Raw genomic sequence first — 19,893 nt, 5'->3', positions numbered from 1 at the left:
CGCGGGCGTCGCGTGTCAGTCCGACGAGGTCAGCGCTCGTCCGCCCAGCGGGAGTAGTCGTCCTCGTCGTCGGAGTCCTGTCGGCTGTCCGTGACCAGGTTGCTCCTGGAGTCCGTGAGCTCGCGCTCGAGGACCCGGTAGTCCGGCTCAGGGCTGAAGTACTTCAGCTCCCGTGCCACCTTGGTCTGCTTTGCCTTCTGACGGCCGCGCCCCATGGCACCGACCCCCTCAACGTGGAAGCGGGGCGGCTGGCGTGCGCGCACGGGCGGCCCCGGGATGCTGAATTATCTGTTCGAGCGGCAACGGTACATGGTCGATCCACATTCCGACCACTCGCCGACCGCCGACCGGATGTCGGTCGGCGGCTGATCCCCTGCGGCGGGATCGCGATGGAGGCGTCCTCCCTGCCAGGGCGCGGCGACGTTCCAGGTGGCGGCGGTGTGACCTTCCTCACTTCCACATGCCTGAATCGCCCGGTGCGGGCACCTGGGCCGTTCAGGTGACACCGGCCCGTCGCGCCCTTCGTGCCGATAAGGCCTATGATGTCCGGATTAGTGACGGTTGTCCGGGATGGGATGTTGGTCCCCCTTCAGGCTCTCGCTCCGTGACAGGGTTGACCTGTTCGGAGGGGGCGACGAACGAGGACCGTGCATGCCAGACACGACCGGCCCACCAGGGTCGGGAGTGCCCAGACGATGGGGGCGCCACTGGACATCGGCGCACCCGCACCCTCGGAGGTTCCCATGTCCGCTCCCCACAGCGAGAACGAGGTGCTGCTCACCCCCTCGGAGGTGGCCACCCTGTTCCGGGTCGACCCCAAGACCGTCACCCGCTGGGCCAAGGCCGGCAAACTCTCCTCGATCCGCACCCTCGGCGGTCACCGCCGGTACCGCGAGACCGAGGTACGCGAGCTGCTCAGCGGAATCCCGGATCAGCGCGACGACGCCTGACCCCCGGTTGCTTGGGTGCCACCGGTGCCCGTGATCGGCGTTCGGGCTGTCGCCGTGCCCGATTCCCGCCAGCGGACCGACGGGTGCAGGGCGCAGGATGGCTCCATGACGCACTCCACCGCTCCGCTGTCCGCACTGGTGCTCCCGACACCGTTCGGCCCACTCGCCGTGCTGCTGTCACCTGAGGACCAGACCGTCCGGGCGGCGGGCTTCGCCCCGGTGGCGCAGATGACCGGTCGGCTGGCGCCGGCGCTCCGGGCGCGCGGGGTGGCCGAGGTCGAAGCCGTCGGGCCGGTGGCGGAGGCGGTGGCCCGGTATGTCGACGGCGACCTGCACGCGCTGGACGGGGTTCCGGTGGACCAGCCCGGCGGGCCGTTCACCCAGCGCGCCTGGCAGGTCATGCGGGAGATCGCGCCGGGGGAGACGCTGACCTACGCCGAACTGGCCCACGCAGCAGGGAACCCGGCCGCTGTCCGCGCGGCCGGGTCCGCCTGTGCACGCAATCTGATCGCCCCATTTGTGCCCTGCCACCGGGTCGTGCGTACCGGCGGTGCCATGGGGGGCTACTACTACGGGCTCGAGGTGAAGCAGGGGTTGCTCGCCCACGAGTCCCGGCTGGTCACCGCCGCTTGATCGCCAGCGCGACCAGTCCGGCCACGGCGGCGGCACCACCGGCCAGGATCACGCGAGCCCGGTTGCGGTTGCTCGGGTCGGCAGCAGGGTCGCTGCCCACGGCGTCACGCACCAGGCGGCTGGCCGACTCCTTGGCCTCAGCGACCTGGGTGCGCGGGTCCAACTTGGCAGCCAGCGCGTCGGCGGTGGCGGCCAGATCGGCACGGGAACGCTGCACCTCCGCCTCGTAGTCCGAGACGGTCAGCTTGGGGGCGTTCTCGCTCATCGCTGGAATCCTTCCTTCACGGCGGAGCTGACCGCATCCGCATCGGCCTTCACCCCGTCAATCGCCTTCTGCGGAGTGGGCGGGACGCCCTGCTGAAGCTTCTTGATCCCGACCAGGGCCAGCACGCCGATGATCAGCAGCATCGCCCCCAGCACGATCAGCGCGGCCAGCCACGGGGCGAAGGCCTCGCACAGCGCCAGGATCACCACGGTCAACAGCACGCCGAAGGCGAAGAACCCGAGGAACCCAGCCGCAGCCAGCAGTCCGATGCCGATCCCGGCGGCCTTGGCCTTCTCGGCCAGCTCCGCCTTGGCCAGGTCGATCTCCGCGCGAACCAGCCGGGCGGTCTGCTCGGACATCTGGCTGACCAGGTGCCCCAGCGACGGGCCGCCACGGGGCGGATCGGGAACGGGGGAGGGTCCAGACGGGCCCGATGCGAACGTCATGCCTGTGCTCCTTCGTCCGTGTGCCGGATCCCAGTCTGTCCTGCTCGGCCGCTCGGCGCAGGTCAGGGTGGCGTTCAGCCTAGCGAGGGGTGCGACGATGGGCGTCGTGGACCCCCGTCCGGCACACCGTCAGCCGCTGCTGGTGCTTCTGGTCGCCAGCACCGGGGCGCTGGGTGCGCTCAGCCGGGCCGGGCTCGGTGAGCTCTGGCCACCGGTGGCGGGCTGGCCGATGGCGACGCTGGCGGCGAATCTGACCGGGGCGCTGGCACTGGGCCTGGTGCTGGAGGCGTGCAGTCGGTTCGGGCCGACGCACCGGGTCGCGGTGCGGGTCCGGTTGGCGGTGGGCACCGGGTTCCTGGGCGGCTACACCACGTTCAGTGCCCTGGCGTTGGAGACCGAGCGCCTGCTGGCCAGCGGCGCGATCGGGCAGGCAGTCGGCTACGTGCTGGGGACGATGCTCGGTGGGGTGATGTTGGCGTGGCTGGGCATCCGGCTGGGGCGGATGCTGCCGCTGCGGGCACCCGGTGACGTGTCGGAGGGGCCGCGATGAGCCCACAGCTGGCAGTGCTGCTGGCGTCGGCCGGGGGAGTCGGGGCCGCGGCCCGGTTCTGGTTGGACGGGGAGATTCGTGGTCGCTGGCGCATGGTGCTGCCGGTGGCGACCATCGCGATCAACGTCTCCGGGTCGTTGCTGATCGGGCTGATCGCCGGGGCGCACCTCTACCTGGGGCTGGCGGCCAGCTGGCAGACGGTGCTGGCCACCGGGTTCTGCGGCGGGTACACCACGTTCTCCACTGCGTCGGTGGAGACGGTGCGGTTGGCGCAGGAGGGGGAGCGGGTCCGTGCGGTGATCAATGCGCTGGGCACGGTGGTGCTGACGGTGTCGGCAGCGGCGGTGGGGATCGGACTGATCGGACTGCTGGACAGCTGACGAACCGCCTGAAACAGTGCAACCCGGGCCGCTCGTGACCGTGGTGTCCCGCCGCGTCGACCGCTGGTGGGCGTGCCCCACTGGTCCCGGCGATCCCGGGGCGGAAGGGCGGTGCCACCGTCATGACCGAGGCTCTCGATCCGCTGACCTTCGTCGCACCCGATGTGCCCATCGACCTGGACAACTGCGCCCGGGAGCCGATCCACATCCCCGGGTCGGTGCAGCCCCGCGGTCTGCTGTTGGTGGTGCACGAGCAGGACGGTCGGGTGCGGCAGGCCTCGCAGAACGTCGTCGAGTTGCTCGGTCGGCCGGTGAATGCGGTGGTCGGCTGCACGCTGACCGAGGTGCTGGGGCCGGTGGCCGATGCCACGGTGCGCGATCAGCTGGCCGATGTGCCGGACACTCGGGTGCGCAACCCCGGCCTGGTGCGGGTCGACGTGCAGGGTGCCGCGGTGGACATGGATGTGGTGGTGCACCGGCCACCGGGCGAGCCCGGGGTGTTCGTGCTGGAGTTGGAACCCGCCGACGGCATCCGCCCCCTGACCTACGGCACCACCTACGAGGGCGTGCGCGACGCGATCGCGGAGTTGAACCGCGGCACCACGCTGCCCGAGCTCTACGACCTGGCTGCCCGGCACGTCCGGCGGCTGACCGGATTCGACCGGGTGATGGTCTACCGGTTCGACGCGGAGTACAACGGCGAGGTGGTCGCCGAGGCCAAACGGGGCGATCTGGAGCCGTTCTTCGGGCTGCACTACCCGGCCTCGGACATCCCGCCGCAGGCCCGGGCGCTGTACGAGAAGTCCTGGATCCGGTTGATCTCGGATGTCGACTACGTGCCGGTGCCGGTGGTCCCCGCCCTGCCGCAGCCGCTGGACCTGACCTACGCCAGCCTGCGGTCGGTTTCCCCGATCCACTGCGAGTACCTGCGGAATATGGGTGTGCGGGCGTCGATGTCGATCTCCCTGCTCCGGGACGGGAAGCTCTGGGGAATGATCGCCTGCCATCACTACGCCGGTCCGCATGCGCCCTCCTACGGGGTGCGGGCCGCGGCGGAGTTCCTGGGCGTCGCGCTGTCCCTGCGGTTGATCGCCCAGGTCGACCAGGATGCGTTGGACGCCTCACGCCGGTCGTCGGTGATCTTGGCCCGGCTGGTCGCCGCCTCCCGGGACGAGGAGCGCCCGCTGGCCGAGGCGTTGACCGCCGACGACGATCTGCTGGACCTGGTCCCTGCGGACGGGGTGCTGGTCTGTGCCGACGGGGAGTTCGCTGGTCGGGGTCGGATCCCCGAGCAGGCTGAGGCGTTGGTGCACTGGGCCGCCGAGGCCGCGGCACGGGCCACCGACACCGCGGGCAGTCTGGTGCCGGGCGGGCCGTCGACGTCGACGTCGGCGGAGCGGGGCGGGGTGCTGGTGCTCGATCAGCTGCCCGCGGACGCCCCGCAGACCCCCGGGGTCGCTGGTGTGTTGGCCCTGGCGCTGCCGGACGGGGGCGCGGTGGTCTGGCTGCGGGACGAGGTGATCCGCACCGTCGACTGGGGTGGGGACCCGACCGGCAAGGAGCTGGTCCAGGAGGGTGACCGGTTCCGGCTGAGCCCGCGGCGGTCCTTCGACCTGTGGCGGGAGCTGGTGCGCGGCCGGTCGCTGCCCTGGGAGGACAGTCAGGTCAGCGCCGCCGACGAGCTGCGCGGGCACCTGGTGGAGGCGCTGTTCCGGCGTGGGCAGCGGGAGATCCGCGCGGCCCAGGCGGTGCAGCGCTCCCTGCTACCCGCGCGGATGCCGGTGCTGGACGGGTGGCAGGTGACCGCGCACTACCGACCGGCCGACGGGGGTCGGGTCGGTGGGGACTGGTTCGACGTGCTGCGGCTGCAGGACGGCCGACTGGCGGTGGCGGTGGGTGATGTCACCGGACACGGGCTGGCCGCGGTGGGGGCGATGGGTCAACTGCGTAACGCCGTGCGCGCCTACATGGCTGACTCGGCCTCCCCGGCCCGGGTGCTGCATCGGCTCGCCGGGTTGGCGCGGTGGGCGCTGCCCGGGCAGATGGCCACGTTGGTGCTGGTGGTGATCGATCCGGCCACCGGGCGCTACGAGTACTCCACCGCTGGGCACCTGCCCCCGATCCGGGTCGGCGCGGACGGCGTGAGCTGGTTGCGGGTGTTGGGGTCACCGCTGATCGGACTGTTGGACGGGCCGCCCGCGGAAGAATTCGGGACGGTGGCACCGGGCGAGCGGCTGGTGCTGCTCTCCGACGGGGTGATCGAGCGGCGGGGCGAGTCGCTGCGCGTGGCGATGGACCGGTCCCTGGGGGTGCTCGCGGGTGCGGAGCAGGTGGCCGTGCCCGGGGATGTGGACGGGCTGGTGCAGGCGCTGCGTGACCCGGAGTCTGACGATGACGCAACGCTGGTGCTGATCGCGCGGGGATGAGCACAGGCCGGGCCGCCCCGGGTGGGACAGCCCGGCCTGGCCGGGGTGGTGCGCTCAGTTGCCGTTCAGCAGCGCCGCGAAGTCCGGTGTCCCGGCGAACGGGTCTGCGACGGTCCGGGGTTCACGGGCGGCCACGGTCCGGGCCAGCTCGGCACCGGCCCGCTCGATCCGGGTGGGCAGGGTGTTCGGCTCCCCGGCGTTGGACCCGGCGGCCCAGTCGTCGGTGGCGGCGAACACGCTGGTGGTCGACACGTCAGCCCGCAGGTAGGTGAACAGGGGTCGGACCGAGTACTCCAGCGCCAACGAGTGCCGCGGGGTCCCGCCGGTGGCACCGAGCAGCACCGGCAGCCCGGTGATCGAGTCCTTGTCCAGGATGTCGATGAAGCTCTTGAACAGCCCGGAGTAGGTGGTGGTGAACAGCGGGGTGACGGCGATCAGGCCGTCGGCACCGGTCACCGCGTCGATCACCTCGGTCAGGGCGGTGCTGGCCACCCCGCCGGTGAGCATGGCGTTGATGATGTCGTGCGCGACATCCCGGAGCTCTATCACCTGCACCTGGGCGTCGGCACCCTCCCCGGCGAGTGCGGCCCGGGTGGACTCGGCCAGGCGGTCGGCGAGCAGGCGGGTGGAGGACGGCTGGGACAACCCGGCCGAGATGGCGACGATCTGACGTGCGGTCATGATGGTGATTCTCCTCAACGGGTCACCGCGTCAGCGGCGTCCATGTCGTCCTCGGCGGTCTTGCCGGTCCAGTGGTCGGCGGCCGCTGCCTGCTGCTCGTGCACCTGTCCGGCGGCCCGGGCGGCGGCGACGCGCTCGGCGTGGCTCGGCGGGTCGGAGGGCACGTGGGCCGGGCGGTCGGACTCCATCTCCTTGCGGAGCACCGGCACGACCTCACCGGCCAGGATGTCCATCTGCTCGAACACCGTCTTGAGCGGCAGGCCCGCGTGGTCGATCAGGAACAGTTGGCGCTGGTAGTGGCCGACCTCGTGCCGCATGGCGGCGTAGCGGTCGATCACTTGCTGCGGCGATCCGACGGTCAGCGGGGTCTGGTCGGCGAACTCCTCCAGCGAGGGACCGTGGCCGTAGACCGGCGCTACATCGAAGTAGGGGCGGAACTCGTTCACCGCGTCCTGGGAGTTCTTGCGCATGAACACCTGGCCGCCGAGCCCGACGATGGCCTGGTCCGCCTGGCCGTGGCCGTAGTGCTCGAACCGCTGGCGGTAGAAGTGGACCATCTGCTTGGTGTGGCTCATCGGCCAGAAGATGTTGTTGTGGAAGAAGCCGTCGCCGTAGAACGCGGCCTGCTCGGCGATCTCGGGGGAGCGGATCGAGCCGTGCCACACGAACGGCGGTACCCCGTCCAGCGGGCGCGGCGTGCTGGTGAAGCCCTGCAACGGGGTGCGGAACTTGCCCTCCCAGTTCACGACGTCCTCGGTCCAGAGCCGACGCAGCAGCGCGTAGTTCTCGATCGCGAGCGGGATGCCCTGGCGGATGTCCTGGCCGAACCAGGGGTAGACCGGACCGGTGTTGCCGCGGCCCATCATCAGGTCCATCCGGCCGTCGGAGATCACCTGGAGCATCGCGTACTCCTCGGCCAGGCGAACCGGGTCGTTGGTGGTGATCAGTGTGGTGGCGGTGGACAGCTGGATGTTCTTGGTGCGTGCGGCCAGGTAGCCGAGCATCGTGGTCGGTGAGGACGCGACGAACGGCGGGTTGTGGTGCTCACCGGTGGCGAAGACGTCCAGACCGACCTCGTCCGCGTGCTCGGCGATCGCCAGGATGTTGCGCACCCGCTCGGTGTCGTCGGGCACCCGGCCGGTGTGGGGGTCAGGGGTGATGTCGCTGACCGTGAAGACTCCGAACTGCATGGCGTGCTCCTGGGGATCAAAGTCGATGCGTTTGCATGTACTTGCGCCCCAACCAGCCCTGTCGAGGATCTATTCCCCGGCGCGGGAGAACCGTCGGGTCACCAGGTGCAGCACCAGTCCCACGGCCACCAACACCCCAGCCAGCGCCCAGTGCCGCGCCTCCTGCTGGGTGAGCAGCCCGACGCAGGTCGCCGCCGCGAGGACCGGGATCGGCGTCCACACCCGGAAGTGACTCTGCTCCACCCGGTCCCGGCGCAACACCAGCACGGCGATGTTGGTGCTGAGGAACACGAACAGCAGCAACAGGACCACTGTCGACGCCAGATCCACCAGCGATCCGGTGGCGGCCAACACCATCGCTACGCCGGTGGTGACCACAATCGCCACCCACGGGGTCTGGCGGCGGGGCAGTACCCGACCCAGCGCCGGTGGCAGCAGTCCCTCCCGGGCCATCCCGTAGGTCAACCGACTGGCCATGATCATGGTCAGCAGCGCCCCGTTGGCGACGGCGATCAGTGCGATCACGGAGAACAGGGTCAGCGGCACCCCGCCCGCGGCCTTCACCACCTCCAGCAGCGGGCCACTGGACCCGGACAGGGTCTGCGGGTCCACCACTGCCGGTGCCACGATCCCGACAGCGAGGTACACCACCCCCGCGGCGATCAACGCGCCGAACAGCGCACGCGGGTACAGCCGGCGGACATCGGTGACCTCCTCGGCCAGATTCGCCGAGGTCTCGAACCCGACAAAGGAGTAGAAGGCGATCAACGCTCCGCCCAGCGCCGCCATGGCCCAGGAGGTGTCCGCCGGGAGCTCGGTCAGTCGGGACAGATCTCCCTCGCCGCGGCCCAGGACCAGCGCACCGAGGACTACGACCAGCAGCAGACCACTGACCTCGATCACGGTCATCACCACATTGGCCCGCAGCGACTCCTTGATTCCGCGCGCGTTCAGGGCGGCGATCAGCGCCAGGAACACCAGGGCAGCCGGCACCCGTGGCACGTCCCAGAACGTGCCCAGGTAGTCCCCTGCGAAGGCCAGCGACAGTCCGGCAGCGGAGGTCACTCCCGCGGCGAGCATGCAGAAGCCGACCAGGAAGGACAACAGCGGACTGCCGAACGCCCGCTGCGCGAATACCGCCGATCCGCCCGCCTTCGGGTACTTGGTGACCAACTCCGCGTAGGAAGCTGCGGTGAGCAGTGCCATCAGCAGCGCCACGATCAGCGGCAGCCAGATCGCACCGCCGGATTCCACGGCCAACTCGCCCACCAGCGCGTACACACCTGCGCCGAGCACGTCGCCCAGGATGAACAGGAAGAGCAAGGGGCCCGTGACGGCGCGACGCAGCCCGGTGGGGGAATCGGTCATCGGAGCATGCTCGCGGCAATCAGGCGGTTCCGCGCGACGAGTCGGTCGGTCCGGGGCGATGCTGGGTGTGGACACCCGATCCGGCCGCCGAGGCGGTCGCACTCCGCGACATCCGCGATCAGGAAGCCTTGCCATGTCCGTCCCTCGATTCCGGGCGGTGGCCGTGTTGGCGTTGCTGCCGCTGCTGAGTTCGCCCGCGCCGGTGGGCAGTGCGGAGCCGGTGGTGGGCGGGCCCTCCGCTGTCGCTGCTGACCCTCAGGCGGTTGCCGACGGCCCCGGATTCCGCCTCGGGGCGCATGTCGACCAGGGCGCGGCCACGAATGCCGCCGAGGCTGTCACTGGTCTGGAGGATCAGCTCGGTCGACGCCTGGACCTGGTGCGCTGGTACTCGCGGTGGGATGACGCGCAACCATCGCCGTCGGTTGTGGCGGCGGTGGCGCGCGGTCGCTCGCCGCTGCTGTCGATCTGGCCCCTACGCCGGGACGGCACGGTGGTGTCCTGGGCGACCATCGCCTCCGGTGCGGTGGACGACCGGATCCGGGCGCAGGCCGCCGGGATCGCCGAGCTGGACACCACGGTCTGGTTGACGCTGCACCACGAGCCGGACATCGCGCAGGGCTGGGGTAGCCCGGCGGAGTATCGGGCGGCGTGGCGGCACTACGTGGGGGTGTTCCGGGCCGCCGGGGTCGAGGTGCGCTGGACCTGGGTGCTGACCCCGGGCAGCTTCGGCAGTGCGCAGACCACGGCGGGGGCGGACGCGTTCTACCCGGGCGACGACGTGGTGGATCGGGTTGGGCTGGATGCCTACAACTGGTACGGCTGCGCCCCGGACAAACCGCCGAACTGGCGCTCGCTGGCCACGGTGGCCGGGCCCTTCCGGCAGTGGGCGAGCGCGCGGTCGAAGATCCCGCTGCTGGCGGAGTTCGGGTCCGCACCCGACCCGGCTGATCCGACCCGGCGCCCCACCTGGCTGCGGGAGGCGGTGGACTGGTTGGCGGCGTGGCCGGAGCTGGAGGCGGCCGCACTGTTCGAGGGGGTGGGCACCTGCGACTGGCGAATCACCGGGGGTGACGCAGCGTCGGTGGCGGCGTTCTCGGCGGCGGTCCGGCAGGCAGCGGTGCGCGCGGTGCCGAGTGCCTGGCTGCGGCCGTCCACCACCATCGGGGCCGCGCCGCTGTCGGTGGCGGTGGACGGGGCCGGGAGCACCGGATCGGGGTCGGTGCCGGGGTCGGGGATCGCCTCCTGGCGGCTGGACTGGGGCGACGGCTCGACGCCGGAGACCGGCACCGGGCAGCCCGGGACGCTGCGGCACGTGTACCCGGCAGGGGACTGGACCGCGGTGTTGACCGTGACCGACGCCGCCGGGCGCACCGCCACCGACTCCCGCCGGGTGGTCGCCAGCGCCCTGACCGCGCTCAGTGGATCAGAGACGGTCGGCGGTGCCCCCGGTGCGTCGCCGAGTGTGACCCTGCGGGCGTGGGCCGATCCGCACGGGCTGCCAGGAACGCTGGTGCTGCGCTGGGGGCCGGAGGGCGGTCCGCTGCTCGGTCAGGTGCAGTGGACGCTGGCGGCGACCCAGTACGCCCAGGCCTTCACGCACACCGTCACCGGGCTGACCCCCGGGACTCGGTATGTCTGGACCGCTAGTGCGAGCACCGCCGCTGGGGCGGCCACCCTGACCCGGACCGTGGCCACGCCGGGGCCGCCAGCGATCCGGGCGCTCGCGGCCACCGGGGTCGGGCGGACGACGGCGACTATCCCGTTGCGGGTGCATCCACAGGGGCTGGAGACCCGGGTCTGGGTGGAGTGGGGTGCTGGATTCGCATACCGCAGTCCGGTGCAGACCCTGGCGCCGGCGAGCTGGGAGCGGGCGTCGACACAGGTGCTGGATGGCTTGCTGCCCGGGACCCTCTACCCGTTCCGGGTGGTCGCCAGCAACGCACTGGGCACGGTCACCGGCCCGGCGCAGTCGCTGCGCACCCTGCCCTGACCACCCGTTCGGTCGATCGAAACCGGGAGAATCGGACGGTTCGGGCGATCCGTGACTCAATCGTGACCTCGGATGGGTGGGGGGCGCTGACCTGGGGAAACGCTTGCCCGTGCGCATTGTCCGGTCCGGGAACTGTGTCCGTTTCATCCTGAATCGGGCGGGTCGACGGTGCGGGGCCATTGGCGTCGGGACTGAAACCTGGGTGAAATCTGCCCACTGATCAATCCGTAGCGATGAAGATCGCTTCGCAGGGGGTACGGACATGGTGGGTGTTGCGTCCACGCGCGCCTGGAAGGCGCTTTCCGCGGCGGTAGCCGTCGTTCTGGCATTCGCGTGGGTGGTGATCACTCCACAACCCGCGCGAGCGGCACCCGGCGACGCGAGCGCCAGCGGCGTGACCCTCGGGCTCAGCGCGAACCTGCTCGGCATCCCGCTGCTCAACCTGTCCGGCACCGTCGGCACCGCGGTCGCCCCCGCGGGCGGCGGCACCAGCTCCAGCGGCCTGCTCGATGTCGGAGCCGTCCTCGGTGCCGGGCTCGGTGTGACCGCCGGCGGCTCGGTGACAGACGTCACGGCCACCCGCAGCGCCACCCAGTCCTCAGCCCGGGCAGAGATCGCCGGGGTCAACGTCGGGCTGCTCGGCATCACCGCCGTCCAGACCGATGCGGTGTTCGCGCAGGCCACCTGCCCGGTCGGCGGCACCCCTACCGCCACGGCAGCGGTGACCAATCTCCGGCTGCTCGGCCAGGCGGTCACCCTGAACGCCACCACCCCCACGGTCAGCCTGTCGACCGGGGTCAACGTCGCCGGGCTGGTCGGGGCGCGGGTCGCCGCCACCGCGCAGCAGATCACCACCACCACCGCCACCGGTGCCACCGCCAGCGCCGTGGTCGTCAGCCTCACGCTGACCGCGACCATCGGTCTGCCCACCACACTGAACCTCGGCACCATCCAGCTCGCCAGCGCGAACTGCACCGCCCCGAACGCGTCGGCGACCAACCTCGCGCCCACCAGCGGGCCCACCCGCGGCGGCACCGCGGTCACCATCACCGGCGCCGGACTGCAGAACACCACCGGCGTGACCTTCGGTGGCGTCCCGGCGGCGTCCTTCACCCCCTCCGCCGACGGCACCACCGTCACCGCGGTCGCCCCGGCCTCCGAGACCGCCGGTGCCGTGCCGGTCACCCTGGTCCGGCCAACCGGGAACCTGACGCCCGGGAACTTCACCTACATCGCCCCGACCATCACCGCCGTCGCGCCACCGCAGGGCAGCACCGCGGGTGGCACCACCGTCACGCTGACCGGCACCGGCCTGCTCGGGGCCACCGGCGTCACCTTCGGCGGCACCCCCGGCACGCTGGTCGGCACCCCGACCGAGACCTCGATCACCGTCACCACCCCGGCCCGCACTGCCGGAACGGTGCCCGTGGTCGCCGTGCTGCCCGGTCTGGACGCGACCATCGCCGGAGGGTTCACCTTCGTCACCCCGACCGCGCCCACCATCGCCAGCTACACCCCGACCCAGGGTCCCGCCGGTGGCGGCACCACGGTCACCTTTACCGGCACCAACCTCGCGAATGTCAGCGCGGTGACCTTCGGCGGTAGCGCGGCCACCATCGTCGGCACGCCCACCGCCACCTCGCTGACCGTTACCACCCCGGCGCACGCCGTCGGCGCGGTGCCGGTGGTGCTCACCAACCCGGGCGGCAGCACCACCGCCGCCACCCCGTTCACCTACCTGGACGACGGCTCCGGTTCCACCTTCACCGGCGTCACCCCGACCACCGTCCCGACCTCCGGCGGCACCACGATCACCATCGCGGGCACCGGACTGGCCGGAGCCACCGGCGTCACCGTCGGCGGCGTGGTCGCCACCAACGTGATCGCCACCGCCACCAGCGTCACCGCCACCGTCCCGGTCTCCGAGACCGCCGGACCGGCCACGGTGTCCGTGCAGTTCCCGGCCGGTACCCGCACTGCGGGCACCGTGACCTACCAGGAACCGACCATCACCGCGGTCACTCCGGCCACTGGCCCGACCTCCGGTGGCACCACGCTGACATTGACCGGCACCGGACTGGCGCCGGTCACCGCAGTCACCGTCGGCGGGACACCGGCCACCATCGTCGGCACCCCCACCGCCACCACGATTACCGTCACCACCGCTGCGCACGCCGCCGGTCTGGTCGACGTGGTGGCCGTGCTGCCGGGAGCTGACGCCACCGCGGCCGGGGCCTTCACCTACCTGGACGACGGCACCGGTGCCACGATCACCGGCGTCGCACCGGCTACCAGCCCCACCTCCGGCGGTAGCACCATCACGGTCTCCGGCACCGGACTGGGCGGGGCCACCGCGCTGACGGTCGGCGGTGTCGCGGTGAGCGACCTGGTGGTCGCACCGGATGGCACCACCGTCTCCGGCACGATTCCGGCCAGCAACACCGCGGGCTCGGCGGCGGTGCAGCTGACCTTCCCCGCCGGCACCGTCGCGGCGGGCAGCATCGTCTACGTCGCCCCGGCGATCACCGACGTCACTCCCTCGCAGGGCCCGGATGACGGTGGCACCGATGTCACCCTGACCGGCACGGGCTTCACCGGTGCCACCGCGCTGCTGGTCGATGGCACCTCGGTGCCCTTCACCGTCGACTCCGACACGTCGATCAGCTTCACCACCCCCGCCCACGCGGCTGGGCCGGTGGATCTGACCGTGGTGCTGCCCGGTCTGGACGCCACCGCCCCCGGCGGCTTCGCGTACCTGCTGGACGGTGTCGCCGTCGTCGACGCGATCACCCCGGACGAGGGACCGACCTCCGGTGGCACCACGGTGACGATCACCGGGGAGAACCTGAGCACGGTCACCGAGGTGCTCTTCGACGGGGTCCCGGCGACCATCGTCGGCACCCCCACCGCGACCTCGCTCACTGTGACCAGCCCGGCACACCCGGAGCCCGGCCCGGTCACCCTGACGCTGACCAATGAGGGCGGCGACTCCTGGGTCCCCGGCGGCTTCACCTACCTGGCCGACGGCACCGGCGTCGACGTCACCGACATCGACCCGGCGCAGGTGCCCACCGCGGGCGGGATCACCGTCACCCTGACCGGCACCGGGTTCTCCGGTGCCACCGGGATCACCGTCGGGGGGCAGGCCGCGGGTGACGTGGTCGTCGCCGCGGACGGCTCGTCGATCACCTTCACCGCACCGCCCACCGAGGACCCGGGTGCTGCGCCGATCGTGATCGAGTTCCCGCTCGGCACTGCCGCTGCGGGTGACCTGACCTACATCGCCCCGACGCTGGACGACATCGACCCGGCACAGGGTCCGATCTCCGGTGGCACCACCGTCACCCTGACCGGCACCGGCCTGGAGCGCGCCACCGGCGTGACCTTCGCCGGGACCCCGGCCACCGACCTGACCGTGGTCGGCCCGGGCGTCATCACCGTCAGCACCCCGCCGCTGCCCGCAGGCACCGTCGACGTGGTGGTCCAGCTGCCCGGCGCGGATGCCACGGCGACGGACGCCTTCGAGTACCTGGACGACGGCTCCGAGGCGGATGTCACCGACGTCAGCCCGGCGACCCTGCCCACCTCCGGCGGCACGGTGACCATCACCGGCACCGGGCTGGGCGCGGCCACCTCGGTCACGGTCGGCGGCATCGAGCTCACCGACCTGGACGTCTCCGACACCGTGATCAGCGGTGTTCTGCCGCCCAGTGAGGTCGACGGCGCGCAGCCTGTGGTCATCGTCTTCCCGGCCGGGACCGTCGACGCCGGACAGATCACGCTGGTCGCTCCGGAGCTGACCACGGTGTCGCCGACCTTTGGCATCAGCTCCGGTGGGAACACGCTGACCCTCACCGGCACCGGCCTGACCGGGGTCACCGAGGTGCTGGTCGGCGGCACACCCGCCACCGTGCTGACCGCCACCGACACTGAGATCACCGTCACCGCACCGGCGCACGTCCCTGGCGTGGTCGACATCGCGGTCATCCTGCCCGGTGTGGACGCGGTGCTCACCGCCGCGTACACCTACCTGGACGACGGCACCGGGGCTACTGTCACCGGCATCGCCCCCACCGATGTGCCCACCTCCGGCGGCGTCCAGGTCACCGTGACCGGCACCGGATTCGACAACGTCTTCGGCGTCACCGTCGGTGGCGTGCTGGCCGATGACCCGCAGGTGAGCGCCGACGGCACCACCGTCACGCTCCTGGTCCCGGCAGCCGAGGCCGCCGGACCGGCCACCGTCACCCTGTGGTTCCCCGCGGGCACGGTGGTCGCCGGACAGATCACCTACGTCGGACCGACCGTCACTGCGGTCGATCCTGCGCAGGGGCCGACCTCCGGCGGCACCATCGTCACGCTGACCGGCACCGGACTGGGCACTGCCACCGGCGTCCTGGTCGACGGGCAGCCCGCCGATGTCCAGGACGTCACCGACACCACCGTGGTGATCACCACTCCGGCCGGGATCGCCGGTCCGGCGGACATCGTGGTGACCCTGCCCGGTGCGGACGCCACCGTCACCGACGGCTTCACCTACCTGGAGGATGGCAGCGGGGTGGAGGTCACCGACCTCAGCCCGACGACCAGCCCCACCGCGGGCGGCGGCACGCTGACCCTCACCGGCACCGGACTGGCCGCGGTCACCGGCGTCACCATCGGTGGCGTCGAGGCCGAGGACCTGACCGTGAACGGCGACGGCACCCAGCTGACCGTCACCATCCCGGCCTCCGAGGCCGCAGGTGATGCGCCGGTGGTGCTGATCCTCCCGGCCGGGACCGAGGACGCGGGCAGCATCGAGTACCTCGCGCCCACCGTCGCCGACCTGGACCCGATCGAGGGCCCGGCCGCCGGCGACACCACGGTCACGGTCACCGGCACCGGGTTCACCGGGGCCACCGGTGCGACCCTGGGCGGCGCCGCGGTGCTCGGCTTCACCGTGGTCTCCGACACCGAGATCACCTTCACCACCCCGGCCCATGCGCCGGGTGCGGTGGAGCTGGTCATCGCTCTGCCGGGCGCGGACGCCACCCTGGCTGACGCCTTCACCTACCTGGACGACGGCTCCGGTGCGGACATCACGGATGTCACCCCGGGCACCAGCCCGACCTCCGGCGGCGGCACGCTGACCATCACCGGCACCGGTCTGGCCGGTGCCACCGGGGTCAGTGTCGGCGGCGTCGAGGCCGAGGACTTCACCGTGAACGGTGATGGCACCGTCCTCACCGTCACCATCCCGGCCAGCGACACTGCCGGTCCGGCACCGATCGTGATCGCCTTCCCCGCCGGGGAGGTCGACGCGGGCGAGCTGGTGTACGTCGCCCCGGAGCTGACCGGCATCGACCCGGCGCAGGGTCCGACCGCCGGTGGCACCGAGGTCACCCTGACCGGCACCGGGCTCAGCGCCGCCACTGCGGTCACCTTCGGCGGCGTCGCCGGGGTGGACCTCACCGTGGTCTCCGACACCGAGATCACCGTGCTCACCCCGTCGCACCCGGCCGGTCCGGTGGACGTCGTGATCCAGCTGCCCGGCGCGGACGCCACCGTGACCGACGGCTACGAATACCTGGACGACGGCACCGGAGTGGTGGCCGAGGGCATCGACCCCGGCACCAGCCCGGTGGCCGGCGGCGGCACGCTGACCATCACCGGCACCGGTCTGGACGCGGTGACCACCGTGACCATCGGCGGCGTCGAGGCCACGGACCTGACCGTGAACGGCGATGGCACTGAGCTGACTGTCACGATCCCGGCCAGCGAGGTCACCGGTCAGGTGCCGGTCACCCTCACCACCCCGGACGGCGACGTGCTGGCCGGTGGACTGACCTACGTCGGCTCCACGGCCACCGAGGTCGACCCGGTGGAGGGCCCGATCTCCGGTGGCACTAGCGTCACGGTGACCGGCACCGACCTGGGCGCGGTCACCGCGGTCGAGGTCGACGGCCTGGCCGCCGCGGATGTGGTGGCCACCGACACCACCGTCACCTTCACCACCCCGGCCCATGCGGTCGGCCCGGTGACGGTCGTGCTGATCCAGCCGGGTCTGGACGTCACGCTGACCGATGCCTTCACCTACCTGGACGACGGCAGCCTGGCCACGGTGGACGGGATCGACCCGGACACCGTGCCGCTGGCCGGTGGGACCACGGTGACGATCACCGGCACCGGTCTGGAGAACGCCACCGGCGTCACGGTGGACGGTGTGCCCGCTGAGGACGTGGTGGTCGCCGAGGACGGCACCACGATCACCTTCACCGCTCCGCCGGGCACCTACCCCGGTGCCGTGCCGGTCGTGGTGACTTTCCCCGCGGGTGAGGTCGCCGCTGGTGATCTGACCTACGAGGACGACGGCAGCCAGGCGACTGTGGACGGGATCGACCCGGACACCGCGCCATTGGCCGGTGGCATCACGGTGACGATCACCGGCACCGGTCTGGGCAATGCCACCGGCGTCACGGTGGACGGCGTGGACGCCACCGATGTGGTGGTCTCCGACGACGGCACCGAAATCACCTTCACCGTGCCGCCGGGCACCGCCCCGGGCATCGTGCCCGTGGTCGTGGTCTTCCCGGCCGGTGAGGTCGCCGCTGGTGATCTGACCTACGAGGACGACGGCAGCCAGGCCACCGTGGACGGGATCGACCCCGACACCGTGCCGCTGGCCGGTGGCACCACGGTCACCATCACCGGCACCGGTCTGGAGAACGCCACCGGCGTGACCGTCGGCGGTGTGGCTGCTGAGGATGTGGCGGTGTCCGAGGACGGCACCACGATCACCTTCACCGCTCCGCCGGGCACCGCTCCGGGTGTGGAGCCGGTCGTCGTGATCTTCCCTGCGGGTGAGGTCGCCGCTGGTGATCTGACCTACGAGGACGACGGCAGCCGGGCCACCATCGGTGGCATCGACCCGGACACGGTTCCGCTGGCCGGTGGCATCACGGTGACGATCACCGGCACCGGTCTGGGGAACGCCACCGGCGTCACGGTGGACGGTGTGCCCGCTGAGGATGTGGTGGTCTCCGAGGACGGCACCACGATCACCTTCACCGCCCCGCCGGGCACCGACCCGGGTGCGGTCCCCGTCGTGGTGACCTTCCCCGCGGGTGAGGTCGCTGCGGGTGACCTGACCTACGAGGACGACGGTGCGGGTGCTGTGGTGGACGGGATCGACCCGGACACCGTGCCGCTGGCCGGTGGCACCACGGTCACCATCACCGGCACCGGTCTGGAGAACGCCACCGGCATCACCGTCGGCGGCGTCGAGGCCGAGGACGTGGTGGTCTCCGAGGACGGCACCACGATCACCTTCACCGCCCCGCCGGGCACCGAGCCGGGCAGCGTCCCGGTGGTGATCGTCTTCCCCGGTGGCCAGGTGCCCGCGGGTGACCTGACCTACGAGGACGACGGCTCGCTGGCCACCTTCGGGTCGATCACCCCGGCGCTGGTCCCGACCTACGGCGGCACCGAGGTCACCATCACCGGCACCGGCCTGCAGAACGTGACCGGCGCGACCGTGAACGACCAGCCCGCCACCGATGTGCAGGCCAGCGAGGACGGCACCACGGTGACCCTTGCGGTCCCGCCGTCGGAGATCGGTGGCCCGGTCGACGTCGAGCTGACCTTCCCGGCCGGCACCCGCTCCGCCGGGCAGCTGACCTACGAGCAGCCGGCGATCTACACGGTCGACCCGCCGCAGGGTCCGGACGACGGTGGCACCGAGGTGACCATCGTCGGCGGGAACCTCGGCCCGGCCACTCAGGTGCTCTTCGACGGGGTGCCCGGCACGGATCTGGTGGTGCAGCCCGCGCTGGGCCGTGCCATCGCCACCACCCTGACGGTCACCGCACCGCCGCAGGAGCCTGGTCTGGTCGACATCACCGTGGTCCTGCCCGGTGACGACGCTGAGCTGGCCGACGGCTACGGCTACCTGGCCGACGACGGTCCGACCATCGAGGCCATCGACCCGGCACAGGGCCCGACCGCCGGAGGCACCGAGGTCACCCTGACCGGCACCGGTCTGGACACCCTGACCGAGGTCACCTTCGACGGGCTGCCGGCGACCATCGTCAGCACCAGCCCCTCCACCGCCGTGGTCACCACCCCGGCACACCCGGAGGGTCCGGTGGACGTCGCCTTCACCAACGCCGACGGCACCACGGTGCTCCCGGGGGCGTTCACCTACACCGACGGGACCACCCCGGGCGGCGGTGAGGATCCGCTCACCGTCACCGGGTACACCCCGCGGGTCGGTCCGACCTCCGGCGGCCAGACGGTCACCATCACCGGGACCGGGTTCCTGCCCGGCGACACGGTCGTCACCTTCGACGGCATTCCCGGCACGGTGACGGTGCTGGACGGTGAGACGCTGCTGGTCATCACCCCGCCGCATGAGGCCGGTGTGGTTCCGCTGGTGGTCATCGCCGGGACGCAGGAGTCGGCACCGCTGCGCTACCAGTACACCGCCGACGCCACCCTGCCCGGCCCGCCGGTGGTGACCGGGGCCAACCCGGACACCATCCCCACCGGTGGCGGCATCACGGTGACCATCGGGGGCTCCGGGTTCATCCCCGGTCAGACCTCGGTCTACCTGTGCGGCGTGCTGATCGGTGTCGACCAGGTGACGGTGGCCCCGGACGGGACCGCGCTGACCTTCATCGCACCCCCGTGCGCCGCAGGTCCGCAGACCGCCACCGTCATCACCCCGGGCGGCACCAGCTCCCTGACCCTCACCTACGTGAACGGTCTTTCACCGTGGCGACTGGCCACCACCGGTAGCCAGACCGGAGGAACGCCCTGGGTGGCGCTGCTCCTGGTGGCTGCCGGGGCCGGTCTCCTCCTGACCCGGCGGACCGTCGTGCTCCGCCGGAACCGGTCAGCGGTCCCGCCCCGCTGACCCACCCCGGGGCCCCGCCACCCGCCGACCGGCGGGGCCCCACCTGGACCGCCGCTGCCCCGCTTCCGTCCGCACCCGGGAACGGGGCAGTGGCTTGTCCTGCCTCAGTCCGACCCGTTCC

The 19,893-nt window shown here is 71.8% G+C and carries 13 protein-coding genes; 7 read left to right on the top strand and 6 right to left on the bottom strand.

The features are described from left to right. Nucleotides 1–29 precede the first annotated feature (29 nt). Nucleotides 30–215 carry a DUF3073 domain-containing protein gene (locus AB0N78_RS11775; RefSeq protein WP_363391436.1) on the bottom strand — a complete coding sequence of 62 codons (186 nt, stop codon included), beginning with the start codon at nucleotides 213–215 and terminating at the stop codon, nucleotides 30–32. Nucleotides 216–743: 528 nt separating this feature from the next. On the opposite strand from AB0N78_RS11775, the gene AB0N78_RS11770 reads away from it, so the two are divergent. Continuing rightward, entirely contained in the window at nucleotides 744–950 is a 207-nt protein-coding gene (locus AB0N78_RS11770) for a BldC family transcriptional regulator (RefSeq protein ID WP_363390197.1), read from the top strand. Nucleotides 951–1,055: 105 nt separating this feature from the next. Next, nucleotides 1,056–1,583: a methylated-DNA--[protein]-cysteine S-methyltransferase gene (locus tag AB0N78_RS11765; protein ID WP_363390194.1), complete on the top strand. Its 528-nt coding sequence runs from the start codon at nucleotides 1,056–1,058 to the stop codon at nucleotides 1,581–1,583. Here AB0N78_RS11765 and AB0N78_RS11760 read toward each other — a convergent pair. Both AB0N78_RS11760 and AB0N78_RS11755 read right to left on the bottom strand, forming a co-directional pair. After that, nucleotides 1,570–1,848, bottom strand: a complete 279-nt coding sequence (locus tag AB0N78_RS11760) for a DUF3618 domain-containing protein (protein WP_363390192.1) — start codon at nucleotides 1,846–1,848, stop codon at nucleotides 1,570–1,572. The genes AB0N78_RS11765 and AB0N78_RS11760 overlap by 14 nt on opposite strands. Further along, a complete protein-coding gene (locus AB0N78_RS11755) occupies nucleotides 1,845–2,294 on the bottom strand; it encodes a phage holin family protein (protein ID WP_363390189.1) in 450 nt (149 codons plus the stop codon). Before AB0N78_RS11755 ends, AB0N78_RS11760 begins: the two co-directional genes overlap by 4 nt. A 97-nt stretch (nucleotides 2,295–2,391) precedes the next feature. On the opposite strand from AB0N78_RS11755, the gene AB0N78_RS11750 reads away from it, so the two are divergent. The 3 genes from AB0N78_RS11750 to AB0N78_RS11740 all read left to right on the top strand — a co-directional run bounded on the left by AB0N78_RS11750 (nucleotide 2,392) and on the right by AB0N78_RS11740 (nucleotide 5,650). After that, entirely contained in the window at nucleotides 2,392–2,844 is a 453-nt protein-coding gene (locus AB0N78_RS11750; protein ID WP_363390186.1) for a CrcB family protein, read from the top strand. Continuing rightward, nucleotides 2,841–3,224, top strand: a complete 384-nt coding sequence (gene crcB, locus AB0N78_RS11745; protein WP_363390183.1) for a fluoride efflux transporter CrcB — start codon at nucleotides 2,841–2,843, stop codon at nucleotides 3,222–3,224. The genes AB0N78_RS11750 and crcB overlap by 4 nt, the downstream gene beginning before the upstream one ends. 122 nt (nucleotides 3,225–3,346) lie before the next feature. Further along, the gene (locus tag AB0N78_RS11740; protein WP_363390180.1) at nucleotides 3,347–5,650 is read left to right on the top strand and encodes a SpoIIE family protein phosphatase; all 2,304 of its coding nucleotides are present in this window, start codon (nucleotides 3,347–3,349) and stop codon (nucleotides 5,648–5,650) included. Nucleotides 5,651–5,704: 54 nt separating this feature from the next. Here the strand turns inward: AB0N78_RS11740 and AB0N78_RS11735 are convergent, their stop codons facing one another. The 3 genes from AB0N78_RS11735 to AB0N78_RS11725 all read right to left on the bottom strand — a co-directional run bounded on the left by AB0N78_RS11735 (nucleotide 5,705) and on the right by AB0N78_RS11725 (nucleotide 8,889). Further along, nucleotides 5,705–6,331, bottom strand: a complete 627-nt coding sequence (locus AB0N78_RS11735) for an FMN reductase (RefSeq protein ID WP_363390177.1) — start codon at nucleotides 6,329–6,331, stop codon at nucleotides 5,705–5,707. Nucleotides 6,332–6,345: 14 nt separating this feature from the next. Beyond that, complete coding sequence (locus AB0N78_RS11730; protein ID WP_363390174.1) at nucleotides 6,346–7,521, bottom strand: LLM class flavin-dependent oxidoreductase; 1,176 nt, start codon at nucleotides 7,519–7,521, stop codon at nucleotides 6,346–6,348. Between the two features lie 69 nt (nucleotides 7,522–7,590). After that, entirely contained in the window at nucleotides 7,591–8,889 is a 1,299-nt protein-coding gene (locus tag AB0N78_RS11725) for an APC family permease (RefSeq protein ID WP_363390171.1), read from the bottom strand. Nucleotides 8,890–9,022: 133 nt separating this feature from the next. On the opposite strand from AB0N78_RS11725, the gene AB0N78_RS11720 reads away from it, so the two are divergent. Further along, complete coding sequence (locus tag AB0N78_RS11720) at nucleotides 9,023–10,879, top strand: PKD domain-containing protein (protein WP_363390168.1); 1,857 nt, start codon at nucleotides 9,023–9,025, stop codon at nucleotides 10,877–10,879. 394 nt (nucleotides 10,880–11,273) lie between these two features. Next, nucleotides 11,274–19,772, top strand: coding sequence for an IPT/TIG domain-containing protein (locus AB0N78_RS11715; protein ID WP_363390165.1), 8,499 nt, complete (start codon nucleotides 11,274–11,276; stop codon nucleotides 19,770–19,772). Nucleotides 19,773–19,893: the final 121 nt, after the last annotated feature.

This window comes from Cellulomonas sp. NPDC089187 (assembly GCF_040685135.1).
Taxonomy (GTDB): Bacteria; Actinomycetota; Actinomycetes; order Actinomycetales; family Cellulomonadaceae; genus Cellulomonas.
Note: the sequence above shows the minus strand (reverse complement) of the source record. Positions and strands in the feature narration are given on the sequence as shown.

Bases quoted from the DNA above. Each gene is read 5' to 3' on its own strand.
- AB0N78_RS11760 (WP_363390192.1), bottom strand. From the start codon at position 1,848: ATGAGCGAGAACGCCCCCAAGCTGACCGTCTCGGACTACGAGGCGGAG.
- AB0N78_RS11720 (WP_363390168.1), top strand. From the start codon at position 9,023: ATGTCCGTCCCTCGATTCCGGGCGGTGGCCGTGTTGGCGTTGCTGCCG.
- AB0N78_RS11740 (WP_363390180.1), top strand. From the start codon at position 3,347: ATGACCGAGGCTCTCGATCCGCTGACCTTCGTCGCACCCGATGTGCCC.
- AB0N78_RS11725 (WP_363390171.1), bottom strand. From the start codon at position 8,889: ATGACCGATTCCCCCACCGGGCTGCGTCGCGCCGTCACGGGCCCCTTG.
- AB0N78_RS11750 (WP_363390186.1), top strand. From the start codon at position 2,392: ATGGGCGTCGTGGACCCCCGTCCGGCACACCGTCAGCCGCTGCTGGTG.
- AB0N78_RS11770 (WP_363390197.1), top strand. From the start codon at position 744: ATGTCCGCTCCCCACAGCGAGAACGAGGTGCTGCTCACCCCCTCGGAG.
- AB0N78_RS11730 (WP_363390174.1), bottom strand. From the start codon at position 7,521: ATGCAGTTCGGAGTCTTCACGGTCAGCGACATCACCCCTGACCCCCAC.
- AB0N78_RS11755 (WP_363390189.1), bottom strand. From the start codon at position 2,294: ATGACGTTCGCATCGGGCCCGTCTGGACCCTCCCCCGTTCCCGATCCG.
- crcB (WP_363390183.1), top strand. From the start codon at position 2,841: ATGAGCCCACAGCTGGCAGTGCTGCTGGCGTCGGCCGGGGGAGTCGGG.
- AB0N78_RS11775 (WP_363391436.1), bottom strand. From the start codon at position 215: ATGGGGCGCGGCCGTCAGAAGGCAAAGCAGACCAAGGTGGCACGGGAG.
- AB0N78_RS11735 (WP_363390177.1), bottom strand. From the start codon at position 6,331: ATGACCGCACGTCAGATCGTCGCCATCTCGGCCGGGTTGTCCCAGCCG.
- AB0N78_RS11765 (WP_363390194.1), top strand. From the start codon at position 1,056: ATGACGCACTCCACCGCTCCGCTGTCCGCACTGGTGCTCCCGACACCG.